This window comes from Psychrobacter sp. Ps4 (genome assembly GCF_022129285.1).
Classification (GTDB): Bacteria; Pseudomonadota; Gammaproteobacteria; order Pseudomonadales; family Moraxellaceae; genus Psychrobacter; species Psychrobacter immobilis_A.
The window spans coordinates 1-13,151 of sequence record NZ_JADQAK010000028.1 but is presented as its reverse complement, the minus strand read 5'-3'; the positions used below and the strand labels follow the sequence as shown (position 1 = coordinate 13,151).

The 13,151-nt window shown below is 43.4% G+C and carries 11 protein-coding genes; 1 reads left to right on the top strand and 10 read right to left on the bottom strand.

The annotated features are described in order from the left end of the window. Positions 1-1,333 (bottom strand): hypothetical protein (locus I3252_RS13150; protein ID WP_238035555.1); only part of this gene is annotated, 1,333 nt, incomplete at its 3' end. Between the two features lie 220 nt (positions 1,334-1,553). After that, entirely contained in the window at positions 1,554-2,561 is a 1,008-nt protein-coding gene (gene epmB / locus I3252_RS13145) for an EF-P beta-lysylation protein EpmB (protein WP_238035553.1), read from the bottom strand. Between the two features lie 167 nt (positions 2,562-2,728). Here epmB and efp point away from each other — a divergent pair, with 167 nt between their 5' ends. After that, positions 2,729-3,304 carry an elongation factor P gene (gene efp, locus I3252_RS13140; RefSeq protein WP_045444336.1) on the top strand — a complete coding sequence of 192 codons (576 nt, stop codon included), beginning with the start codon at positions 2,729-2,731 and terminating at the stop codon, positions 3,302-3,304. A gap of 306 nt (positions 3,305-3,610) precedes the next feature. Here the strand turns inward: efp and I3252_RS13135 are convergent, their stop codons facing one another. The 8 genes from I3252_RS13135 to I3252_RS13100 form a co-directional block, all read right to left on the bottom strand. After that, positions 3,611-5,428, bottom strand: a complete 1,818-nt coding sequence (locus I3252_RS13135; protein ID WP_238035552.1) for a GAF domain-containing hybrid sensor histidine kinase/response regulator — start codon at positions 5,426-5,428, stop codon at positions 3,611-3,613. A gap of 21 nt (positions 5,429-5,449) precedes the next feature. Then, positions 5,450-6,301, bottom strand: a complete 852-nt coding sequence (locus I3252_RS13130) for a ThiF family adenylyltransferase (protein ID WP_238035572.1) — start codon at positions 6,299-6,301, stop codon at positions 5,450-5,452. 165 nt (positions 6,302-6,466) lie between these two features. Continuing rightward, a complete protein-coding gene (locus I3252_RS13125; protein WP_238035550.1) occupies positions 6,467-7,456 on the bottom strand; it encodes a TatD family hydrolase in 990 nt (329 codons plus the stop codon). A 187-nt stretch (positions 7,457-7,643) separates the two neighbouring features. Next, positions 7,644-7,832: a hypothetical protein gene (locus tag I3252_RS13120; protein WP_238035548.1), complete on the bottom strand. Its 189-nt coding sequence runs from the start codon at positions 7,830-7,832 to the stop codon at positions 7,644-7,646. Between the two features lie 237 nt (positions 7,833-8,069). After that, entirely contained in the window at positions 8,070-10,316 is a 2,247-nt protein-coding gene (gene gspD, locus I3252_RS13115) for a type II secretion system secretin GspD (protein ID WP_238035546.1), read from the bottom strand. A gap of 186 nt (positions 10,317-10,502) precedes the next feature. Next, positions 10,503-11,399 (bottom strand): type II secretion system protein N, encoded by an 897-nt coding sequence (locus tag I3252_RS13110; RefSeq protein WP_238035544.1) that lies wholly within the window; start codon positions 11,397-11,399, stop codon positions 10,503-10,505. Beyond that, a complete protein-coding gene (gene gspN / locus I3252_RS13105; protein ID WP_238035542.1) occupies positions 11,400-12,227 on the bottom strand; it encodes a type II secretion system protein N in 828 nt (275 codons plus the stop codon). A 331-nt stretch (positions 12,228-12,558) separates the two neighbouring features. Then, positions 12,559-12,882, bottom strand: coding sequence for an H-NS histone family protein (locus I3252_RS13100; protein ID WP_045453321.1), 324 nt, complete (start codon positions 12,880-12,882; stop codon positions 12,559-12,561). Positions 12,883-13,151 lie beyond the last annotated feature (269 nt).

Below are 13,151 nucleotides of genomic sequence, written 5' to 3'. Positions count from 1 at the left end.
CACTGTTTTTATGAAAGCCATCTTTATGAAAGCGGTCTTTATTTAAAGTATCTACTGTTGATGATAGTCGCAGGGTGCGAAATAGTGACAAATCATCATTACGATCAAAGGTTTCACTGGCTAATACGTGGCTGCTGTCTTGTTTTTTATTCACGGTATCATAACGAGGACGCTGCTCATCTGGTAACTCTTTTATAGCGATTAAACTGGTAAAGCTATGCGAATGGCTCACCCGATAATGGATATTATTAAAACCCGTAATCAAAACAGCGTCTTCTTTCGCACTATGTTTAGTCGCTAGGGTAAGCGGCGGCTGTAAATAGCGGTAATTGAGCGTCATCGCTATTTTATTAAGCAAGTGACTCTCAACGCCATCACCCCCTTCCTTAACTAAAGCCTGTTTGCGTCGTTTAAGATACTCAACCAGCGGGGCAATTTCTATAAATAAACAGTGATAGCGATCGTCGTATGGGTTAATTGTAGAGCTGGCCGTCAGGTAAGTTGGTGGATTGTCACTTTGTAAATCAACGAACACGCGGGTCTCGGTGGTTGGCTCAATCGTCGCAACGATATGCTTAGCCCATTCAGGTAACAAACGTTGGACGAGCAGAATATTGGGACGACGCATGGCACGTACATTTAATAGACTGTATAAACAAATTTGGCAATACAGCTGATGAACCGTCTTGGCACGCTGGGTGCCTGCCGTAACACTCATATTAATCTCAGCCGCATGGTACTGATAAGCAAGGTAAGACAGCTGATTGATTTTGTGCCATAAGTAAGATGAGGGTTTTTGATAGCACAGTGCTTCTTCGCCCAATAGCTTCTGGTACATCAGCAGCGTCTGGTAAATAGCAATGGCGAGTGTCGTTGATGAAGACTTATCACCATTAAAATAGCGCTGCCAGCCATTACTTGCAGCATATTTTCGCTGATTATTGAGTAATGAGATTTTATGACGTATCACTCTGTCATAGACCATAATCATTGAATAATATAGCGACTTTATTTGAGCCACATAACCCATTTGAATGTCGCTAAGCGCACCTGTCTCATAAATATAAGACTGTCGCAAAGTGGCAATTAACTGATCTGAGGCGTCTATCACCGTCGCCATAAGGGTAAGACGTTGCGACTCATCTATATTGGCCACGCGTAGTACCGTAAGTATTTTTGCCAATTGTTCAGCTTGCTGTGCTTGCGTTTGCGAAGGTAACGCTGCCAACAATTTTAGCAAATAACCTTCTTGGCCATTAGCGGATCGCTTAGAAACTAGTGGCAATGCCTCTGTAGAAGATAGGTGCTCTTGAAACGTCGATAAAGTTATCATCAGTATTCCTAGTAACCTTGAGTAACTTGGCAGGAGGCAAATATTCAACCATGCCGTATGCAACAATACAAGATAAAAGATACAAATCAGCAGCAACCATCAAAATCGACAGCACCCATTTTTAGTAACGATTAAGTTCTATAGCATCATCTAACCGCACGCCCATCTTCTAAAAACCACGCTTTGTTCACTAATTTTTCAATATATCATAGTGCCTATATTAACGATCATTGTAAATATCAATCGGTACTTTGAAAGGTTTATTTGGTAGCTCTCTCACCAGCTTGGGTACCAGGTAACCAGGGAGTGCTCCCAACAATGACCAATACAGCTCAATTGCGAAGCGTTCATCATTATCGAAATGTGCGGCACCAGCCACTTTATCCAGTACGTGCAAATAATAAGGCAACACACCAGCGGAAAATAAACGTTGGCTTAATTGAGTCTGAACTTCAACGCTATCATTGATGCCTTTTAATAGCACCGCTTGATTCAATAAAGTGATGCCAGCCGCTCGAGCACGTTGCAGATGCTCTGCTGTTAAGGCATCGATTTCATTGGCATGATTACAGTGTATGACCATCACAATATGACAGCGACTTTGAGACAGTCTGGTCAATAACGCATCATCCAAACGCGATGGTATGACCAGCGGCAAGCGCGTATGTAAGCGAATAGTGGTCAATTGCGGGAGTGACTCTAAAGTATCTAGCCAAGCAAACAGGCGTCTATTTGTCACATTCAGTGGATCACCGCCACTCAAAATCACCTCATTAATCTCAGGGTGTGCGGTAATGTAATCAATGATATTTTCTTTGGCATCAGCCGTCGGCATATTGGCACTATAGTCAAAATGCTGACGGAAACAGTAACGACAATGAATGGCACAAGCACCTGTCACGGTCAATAATACTCTGGATTGGTACTTATGCAGCATACCCTTGACTGGGTTTTGCGTATTCTCGCTCAAGGGATCCGCCACATAGCCCGTTACCTTGATTTGCTCGCGCTGATCAGGCAATACTTGTCTCAGTAAAGGATCATTGCTATCGCCGATACTCATTTTTGCCACAAATCCACGTGGTACACGCAGCTCAAAATGCCTAGGCACATAAACCTCTGCACGCAATGATTCTAGCTTTAGGATGCTTAACAGCTCATCGATAGACGTAATGGCCTCGGATAATTGCGTTTGCCAGTTTTTTTGTGTGATTAAATGGTTTATCATGACAACCTAATACCTGTGCCCAAAAGTCGCTATTATACGCGCTTAGTGCGTAGCCTATCAAAGCATACGACCTATCCTTTAAACACTTAGCGTAATAAGCGATTTTAACGCAGCAAGCTATTCATTCCCTTATCTACCACCCTATTTATAACCCCTAGGAGTTTCTTGTGGCAAGTTTTTCTACTAATGAATTTAAAGCTGGTTTAAAAGTCATGCTTGATGGCAACCCTTGTGCCATTCTTGAAAATGAGTTTGTCAAACCAGGTAAAGGTCAAGCCTTTAACCGTGTTAAATTGCGCAACCTTCGTAGTGGTAAAGTATTGGAACAAACCTTTAAGTCAGGCGATAGCTTAGAAGCTGCTGATGTCATGGACACTGAAATGAACTATCTATATAACGATGGTGAGTTTTGGCATTTCATGCACCCTGAAAGTTTTGAGCAGATTCAAGCGGACAAAACAGCGATGGGCGATTCAATAAAGTGGCTAAAAGAAAACAGCAATGCACTATGTACCATCACTTTATTCAACGGTACTCCTCTTTCAGTAACACCGCCTAACTTTGTTGAGTTGCAAATCACTGAAACAGATCCTGGTGTGCGTGGTGATACTTCAGGTGGTGGCGGCAAACCTGCCAAGTTAGAGACAGGTGCTGTCGTCCGTGTGCCATTGTTTGTACAACAAGAAGAAGTCGTACGTGTTGATACTCGCACAGGTGACTATCAAACTCGCGTTAGCCAATAGTATATAAAAGTCATAGCGCTCGACATAATAGGACTTATATAATAGAACTTAACAGTTAGCCTCTAGCTGTTATTCCACAAAAAAGCTGAACCACTGATAAAGCGGTTCAGCTTTTTTTATTTATGAATATTGTCTTTGATATTGTCTCTGTAGTTAATTTGATTGAAAAGTATTCCAAAGCAACCGAGTAAAAGTCGATATGGGGTATGTCAAACAAGGTCAGCGCTGTGGTTTTTTATAGTGGATGAACTGTCGCCATTGATGACAGCGATGATGGATAACCTTCTATAAATATCTACCAAACCGCTACTCTTCTGATGAGTGTTTCTGTATCAGCCAATATTGTACCAATGCATTCAACTGCTCTTGTTTGAAAGGCTTGGTACAGTAATCTTGCATCCCAACTTTTAAATACTTTTCACGCTCACCATCCATTGCATTGGCGGTCAACGCAATAATAGGTGGTAATGATTGAGGATCATAGAGTTCATGCAATTTAATAGTGGCCTGCACGCCATCTAAAATAGGCATGTGATGATCCATTAAAATGACATCATAACGCTCAGGTGAGAGCGCAAAAATTTCAATAGCCTGCTGCCCATCAGTGACATGCGTGACCGTATGACCACTATTATTCAGGGCTTTTTTAGCGATAATGGCATTGACGGTATCGTCTTCAACCAACAATATATGACCAGCACGCTCATGGGTCGGCTCAATCATCGTAAAGTCATTTGACTCTTGCCACATCTCATACTGGTTTTCATCAATAGTCGGTAGCGGTAATAAAACACTGAACGTAGTGCCCACACCCACTTCGCTATCCACATCGATATAACCGCCCATCAAATCAACCAAAGACTTACAAACCGAGAGTCCTAGACCTGTGCCACCATAAAGACGGTGGGTGAATTTATTTGCTTGGTCATAAGCATCAAATATCGCATCCAATGACTCAGCTTTGATGCCGACACCCGTATCGGTGACTTCAATGCATAGGGTCATGACTTCATGATAGATGGTATTACTAATAGCTTCTTGAGCCGTAATTTTGCTGAGATCACTTGCTGAAATGCCTTGAGCGCGATATTGGTCAGCGCTGTCATCGTCAAAACCATCACAATGACAATTGGGTACATGTTTGACATCAATAGTGACTCGCCCACCCTCACGAGTGAATTTAATCGCATTATTAACAAGGTTTGCTAAAATTTGTTTGAGGCGTACCGGATCGCCTTGCACATAGGGCGATAACGACTCGGTATAATGGTAGTCTAAAATGAGCCCTCGCTGACGTGCTTTGACAGCAAAGAGGCTGACCACCTCATTACATAATGCGGATAAGTTAACAGGAATAGAATCAATGGTCATTTTCCCAGATTCTACTTTCGATAAATCTAAAATCCCGTTAATGATCGCCATCAAATGCTCATTGGAAACTTTGATATTGTCCACGTATTCTTGTTGTTCACTGCTAAGTTTGGTCTCACCGAGCATCTCCACCATACCAATAATGCCATTCATCGGTGTGCGGATTTCATGACTCATATTGGCCAAAAAGTCTGATTTCATCTCATTGGCATGTTTGGCATCACGCTGCTTATCCTGTAGCTGCAAGGCATCAGCCGCCATCATCGCAAATTGAGCCAACACCTTTTCTTTTTGCTCATCAAAGTCATGATTGGGCTTCATATCCATCACACACAGCGAGCCCAAACGATAGCTTTTATTGTCCTCATGCAAGATAATTGGCGCACCAGCATAGAACTGTAGGTATGGCGATTCTGTCACTAGGGGATTGTGGCTAAAGCGACTGTCTTTGGTCAAGTCTGGTACTACAAAGACGTCGTTAGAAAGCACGGTATAATTGCAAATAGCCACTTCACGCGTCGTGCGGCAAACACCGCCCAGTCCTTGGACAGATTTTAGATACTGTGTTTCTTCATCCATGAAAGTAATGGTCACAACTGGTACATCAAAAAATAGCTTTGCCAGATCAATTAGACGCTTAAATGCAGGCTCATCATTGTCATTGAGCACCTGGTACTTCCTAAGCTTATTGATGCGTTCTACTTCATCTGCCGCCACTGGGTAGCTGTGTTTAGGTGCGTTAAATATAGACAAGATAGACTCCATTAAATAAGATCAAACGCTCGGCTTGATGCCCGTCTGTTTTATTAATAACTGTAATGCTTCACTCACCATAATCATCGCAACCACCGATGTGACCACTACTGCTGAGCCGTAACCACCACACTGCAAACCACCTGTCTGACAACTCTTATCTACACGCGGTGGCTCTGTAGAGTAGACACATTTGATCCCGAACTTTTCTTTTAGTGTACTATTAATGCCTTTTTCGTGGCGCAGCTTATTGCGTAATTTGGCAAGTAAAGGATCTTGGTAACTGTCACGCAAGTCGCTCACCCTAATCTGACTAGGGTCTATCTTGCCACCTGCGCCGCCTGCACAAACCAGTTTTAATTTATTAAAACGACAATGTAGCGCGATGGCAAGCTTGGCATTCATATCATCTACGCAGTCCAAAACAACCATAGGTTTGCCTTGAGCGATAGCGGCTTTTGCTTCATCGCGACTTGGCAATAAAGTGGCGGCGTTTTCTACAGTTAAAAAATCATCGATCAAGTTTAGCGTTACTTTGGGATTAATTTCACGAATACGGGTGGCCATCGCTGCAATTTTACTCTCACCAAAGGTGCTGTCTAGTGCAGGCAACTGCCGATTGACATTGGACGCAACCAACACGTCCAAATCGATCAACGTAATAGTGCCCACTGCCGTTCTTGCCAAAGCCTCAGCTGCCCAAGAACCAACGCCTCCGACGCCAATAACGTATACATGCGCATCGGCAAAAGTAGTGACAGCTGTCGTACCATAAAGAGTGCGCGTACCTTGAAAACGGCGCTCATATTGCACATTGTCTTCGCTCAGCTCTTCTGTCTTTGTAACGTCTTCGGTGCCAATGGACTCTGTCATTATTTGCTCAAATGGTTGTATTTCACTCATAACAGATTAAATGCTCTTTTAAATTATTTTGGTGGCGCTTATATTACGTCAATTTCTTTATTCACGGCTATCTCATTCACTATCATATCAATGGCTAGCCATACAATAAACCGTCAGTGACTAAAATCTGTGGCACTACGACAACGGATAATTCCATTTTGTTTGCAAAGCACTGCAACTGTTGTGCCACAATTGCTTAGCAAGACTGGCGGGTGGTACATTAAGCAACTCACTCAAGCTTAGCAATACCCATGGTAAGTTGGCAGGTACATTTCTATTATGTACGGCTTTACTCCTCCGTGCACTGTCTGAGTTTTGATTTAGCACTGATGAATCATGGTCAGATATTTGGCACATGATAGGCGTCATATCAGGGCAATCCGTTTCTATCACCAAACATTCAACGCCATAGCTATCAACCGCTGCTTGAATGGCGCGGCGCAGTTTCTTAGCATTGGGATTAGTGATTTGACCAGTAACCCCAAGCTTAAATCCCAACTTAACAAATGCTTTGGCTTCTTGCGTCCCACCACTAAAACTATGCGCGATACCGCCAAGTTTGTGTGCATCGTAATCATGCGCTTTTAGTATGGCCAACGCTTCTGCATGGGCTTTACGAATATGCAGCATCACTGGCAGTTGATGAGTCACCGCCATGTCCAATTGTGCCTTAAAAAATCGTACTTGTTTGGCAAATATGTCAGGCGCTTTCATCGCCTCAGTAAAGGTGTCTAAACCAATCTCGCCGATTGCTAATGGGCGTTTATCAGCAATCCTTTTTGCCATAGCGGTTAAATGATCGTCAGTATGTTGTTTAATATAAAAAGGATGCAAACCGACCGCAATATGGCTACTAAAATTTGACACTTTTTGTCTATCGACATTGGCTGTCGTAGGTAATGACAGCGCATTTAACAGGCGCTCAGTCTCATACATCCGCTCAAAATGCTGATATAGATAACCCACTAATACCAGATGGCGCACCCCCTGATTGTGAGCCTGCTGCGTCAGTATTTCTCTATCATCATCAAATATTGGGACATCAAAATGAGTATGCGTGTCAATGAGAGGATAAATAGTAGGTAAGGGCCGTTTAATCATCTTAGGTGAAGCGATAGGGGTCATTGATAGACTCCAAAATTAATAGTTTTCAGCGAGGCATTCCATGATTTGTCATTCAATAGACATTATTTGTCATTTTGTAGCAATCATCACGTCAATGAACACTTTAGGATGGCAACTTTATTTAAAATGATTTCGACAGTTAAAAAATGCCAATCAACAAAAGAGCTTTTGATAAGTAAAGAGACCTTCAACACGCCCTATTAGTATTATCATGATTGGCTTTTGCATTGTGCTCATCTAAGTGCTCATCTGATACATTGTTCCCATCTAACGCTCTGGTATCAGCTTGTCGACTGCTACGCCGAGGAATCACCAATAAGGAGGTGGCAGCGACTGCTAATAAAAACCACTTTTTAGCATTTGTATGACTTGTCATTGCTTCCACCCCTACCTTTATATCATTATCTGCTATATTTATCAGCAAGTGTTCATACTTACTACTCAATTACTCATTAGTATACTGCGATATAAAAACTGCTATGTTTATCTGTGTTATGAATACGCAAGCTAATGTACGGCGTAGTTTATTTATTACACCGTGTTTCTACATGCTATAAGAATAGGAGGCGAGCGCTTTATTAACCTATCATTAATAAAGCGCTTTTTTGAGTTCTTAACGGTTTAAAGGATAAGTTGTCATACCATTATTAGGACTGTCTACTTTGGTAAAACCTTGAGACTGAGACTTTGGTGTCTGATCACGCTTAGGAACAAGGGGATTGAGCGGCATCAATTCATAATCTGCGCTAACATCGCCATTCCAACCTTCTGTACCGCTCAATGGCAGCTGTTTAATGGTACCGTTTTTATCAATGACCAATTGTAGGACGCGCATTTGGTTAAATTTACGTTCGGTGACACTGGCGACTGCCCTGCCATCACGTAAAATGGTTGGCTGTAAAAATATGATTAAGTTGCTTTTTTGCGTCGTGTCATTGTCAGAGCGGAACAGTCGACCAATGACTGGTACATTACCCAAGCCAGGGACTTTTTGTTGGCGCGTGGTGCTGTTTTCACGCATCAAGCCACCGAGAGCAATGGTCTGCTGATCATCAGCAAGAATCGTCGTATTGATGAGGCTTTTATTGGTGATCAAACCACTGGCGTTACCCGTACTGCCCGGTACCACCGATGAGACTTCTTGTGAGACCTCCAAGCGTACGGTGCCATTGTCGCCAATATGAGGAATGACATTTAGGTTGATACCAATATCCTGACGATCAATGGTTTGAAAGGGGTTGCTAGAATCGTTGCCACTGGTGGTAAAGGAACCTGTCACAAAAGGCACGTTTTGACCCACTAAAATACTGGCTTTTTCGTTGTCCAATGTCAAAATTGATGGCATAGACAGCAGATTGGCACTGGTAGAAGAATCAAGCGCTTGCAAGATAGCCCCATAAAACTGGGTGTTTCCCTGACTGTCTTTGCTGCTATCACCAATACCAATCAAAGCACCAGCTATCGATCCTGCTGCTGCACTGATACTGGCGGCACCGCCACCCAACGCCGCGGCAGCAAGTGCTGTAGCACTCGCGCCTACGTTATTGAAGTTTACGACTCCGTAGCCGCTATTGGCATTGCCAAGCGCCCATTGAACACCAAGCTGGGTCGCATCATCACCTGACACTTCTACAATAGCCGCTTGAATCAATACTTGCGCGCGGCGACTGTCCAACTGATTGACCGCATCTTCAATCTCAAACATTAGCTCAGGTGCTGCATTGACAATAACGGCATTTTGGGTTTCATCAGCGATAATACTAAAAGGTCGCCCGCCAACACCTGTACCAGCACTACTCGAATTGGCACCAGAGGTCGCTGAGGTCGTCGCATTGTTCGTTGTGTTAGTGCTAGACTCATTAGTCAAAGTAGCGCCCGTGCTACTGGAATCGTTCAATGATGCCGACTCTAACGAGGACGTTGCTCCAGCGCTATTAATAGATTGATTGGCGAGCAATCCGCGTAGCATATCTGCAATATGACCTGCACTGGCGTATTTTAATCGAAAGACGCGCAGACCACTCAAACGCCTTGTAGGCGTGGTATCCAATTGATTGACCATCTCTTTGACTTTAGCAATCATCTCCGGACTGCCTTTCACCAACAATCTATCGCTAGAGGTATCAGCGATAACTTTAAGCTGGTTATTACCACCTTGTGCTTGCCCGCTACCAGCGCTTGCAACCAAGGCACTAATCAATTCCATCATACGTTCAGCATCGACGTGACGTAGTGGTACCACTTGCAAACTGTCATTGACGTTGCTATCTAAATCGCGGATAAGCGACGTCAGCTGATTAAGACTATCGGCACGATCGGATAATACCAAGGCATTGACACCAGGCACGGCAGCGGCATGAGCTGATTGAGGCATAAGCGGACGGATGACACCCAGCACTTCTGCGGCTTGGGTATTGGTTAAATAAATAACACGAGTAGCTAACGCCTCACCAACACTGTCACCGCGTAAATCAACAGCCACGCCAGATTGTTTGGCGACATTATCTGGCACCAATTTGATGGTCGTTCCCGAGTCAATCGCTGCAATACCGTTGACTTGCATCACACTCAAAAACAGCTGATAGATTTCGTCACGCGACAAGGCTTTGTTGGAAATCACCGTCACATTGCCATTGATACGCGGATCAAGGACAAAGTTTTGGTCAGTGATGGTTGCCACCTCATTAATAAAGGCTTTGATATCGGCATCTTGTAAGTTGACTTTCCAGCTCTCAGCACTCGCAAGACCCGTACTGGCAGCCCATAATGGTACGGCGAGGCAAAGAGGACGACACAGGCGCATCAGGCGCTGCAAAACATGGTACAGAGGCGTGACTGAAAAATTATGAAAACTTACCATATTGATGATTACCTACAGTGATGTCGCTTAGTATGTACTGGATTTATTGTGTGCTAAGGTGCTCAATGATTGCTTTGCTCACTTAACATTCTGCCCACAATGGCATTATTTAAGTGGCACTATCTAAATACTTGTTTACTTAAAACTTGTTTACTTAAAATAAGAGTTCTCACCCATTTATTGTGCTCAAAACTGCTGACGAATGGTAATGACTTGATCGCCGCGTTGCACCTCTATTTGCGCCTCACCTGATTGCTGTACCTGTTGTAGCACACTAGCATCTTGGGCAGGATTACTACCCACGCTTTGACCATTAACCGTTAGCACTTTATCACCTGGCTCAAGCCCTAGTCGATTACGCAGCTTTGCTGGCATTGCAGGCGTCACTTGATAGCTTTCCCCTGCTGCCATAACCCCCATCCTACTCAAATAACTGGCGGGGTTTTCTTGCAATTCTGTGACCGCCTCATCGATAGCAGACTGGGGGCTACTGTCACTGCCTGTCGCAGCGGACTCCTCCTCAGTATTTTGTGTAGGCTGAGGGGCGTTAGGCAGCATGCTGTTCTCTGGCAAGCGCTGATTACTGACGGCACCTGCGATCATGTCACTTTGGTCTAATGGCATCGCGGCTGGCATGCTAATGACGGTTTGCTTGTCACTAGCATCAGCGATGACAACCGAGTTCCAATCGACAGCGACAAGGGTATAGCCACTGTCTTTTAGCGCGTCACCGATTCGATAGTTTTTCACTTCACCATTGACATCCAGTAGTGCCGAGGACATGCTCTCTGGCATTGCTAACAGAACGCCTTTGAGATTGACATTGGGCGGTGGCTGCACTGCTGCTGCAATAGGATCAGGGTCTGCAAAAATAGCAAATAATCCACTATAGTCCTTGCCAGATGCCGATGTATTTTGCAAAGCTGCTGGTGGCAACATCGGTGCCAATGGTGCGGCGAGCAACAACCATAGTAATCGAGCCGCTGTCCAACATAACCAAGCAACAGCCAATAACAATACCCAACCTGAGAATCGATTAAGGGTGTTAAGCACAGGTTTTAAAGTTGTAGAAACATTCATCATCTAGCGTGTCCCCAGCCCACTTAGCAACGGCTGACGCACACTGACAACTGGCGTATCTTGGGGTGCTTGCCCTTTATACTCAGGCATACTTTCTAATAAACGCTGCGTCAAACTGACATCCAACATATTATCGCCATCGATATATAAGTCGCCCAAGCGCTTATCTTGATTGTTTAATAAATTGATATGGAGTAGGTTTTTATTGTTTTTTTGCTCGGCACTTAACTCAGCACGCATCGCAGGCATGGTCAGATAAAAAACCTTGCCACCGCTAGGATAACCTATCTCACCGCCGACCCATGTCAACTGACCATCGGCTTGAGTAAAACCAGATGGATTTTTTGTTGAAGCGTTTTCTGCGGCGGCACTTGAACCAGACTGACGGCCAAGCGAGACATTATTGACCTGAATCGGTGTATTGGGCAATTGCCAATCAACCAAACTTGCCAACGTCTCAGGTGCTACCTTGCCGCTCATATTATCCACTTGCCATGAGCTGGTGCCTATCTTTACTTGTCCATTGAGGCGAGTTTGTGCTGAATTGATATCGACCTCTGCACTTATCTTACCCAATAACAAATGCCATGGCTGCCACGACCATTCTGCCGTACCTGTGAGCGGTGTCGCTGCTAAAGGCATCTGCCAGATAACGGAGCCTTGCCATAAATTACCCGACACATGCTGTATATAAGGCGTTTCGGGAGCATACTTTTCAAGCAGCCACGCCGCTGGCATTTGCAACACAGCAAATAATGCAAATAATACAAACCCAACCAGCCACCACAGCTTACGAGGGCGCTTATGAGACGACGCAGATACTTGGGGCACGGTTGCATAACTCTTATATAAGACAAAAACGTCATTATCATAACAAACAATGGCATACAGATGACAGAAAAAAAAGCCAGTATCTTTTTACCAAAATAATGGTAATAAAGATACTGGCTTTTATAAGCTTCTAAGACGAAAGGACTATCACGATCAAACGCTATCATTGCACACAAATCATGAGAAACAAGCCCGATGATCAGAGTAGATGTAACATGGTACTTTTTTAAAACAGAACTTATTTAAACAAGCGCTTATTTTAAATAGCCTTTGGTAAAAATTGCACCTTGCTAAATCTAAACCGACATCATCCTGTTAACCACTACACTATCTAGATAGCAAAATCTTCGATACTACGACCTGCTGCTAGCGCTTCAACCAACCACGTTGGCTTGCGACCACGGCCAGTCCATGTTTCTTCGTTATTGTCAGTATTGCGATACTTGATGCTGCGTTTTTTCTCTAGCGTTTCACCAGCTTTTAGAATTTCTTCGATAGAGGCATTGCTGTCTTCTGCAATTTTCTCAAACTGCATATAAGCGTCATACAAACGCTGATGTTGTTTTTTGGCAATAAGCTGCTGAGCATTTTCAGTGATGGCACGTAGCTCATCAACGTTCAGGTTTTCTAAATCAATGGCGGTATTTTTGCTCATAATAAATCCAACTGTAAGATAAAAAATATAACCTTAATAGATATTATTCACTATTAAGAACTAAGAATGACGTATTCATCATTAAATACAACGATGAATGTCACAAATCGATATTTTTTGAACCAAATAAAATATTGTTAGCCACAATACCTAAGGGCGTAGATAATATAAACAAAAAACCTTGCTATCACAACAGTAGATTATTATTTGTTCTATATAGTCAGTTCAAAATAAAATTGTTATGTTTAGGACAAACATCATAAAACAAT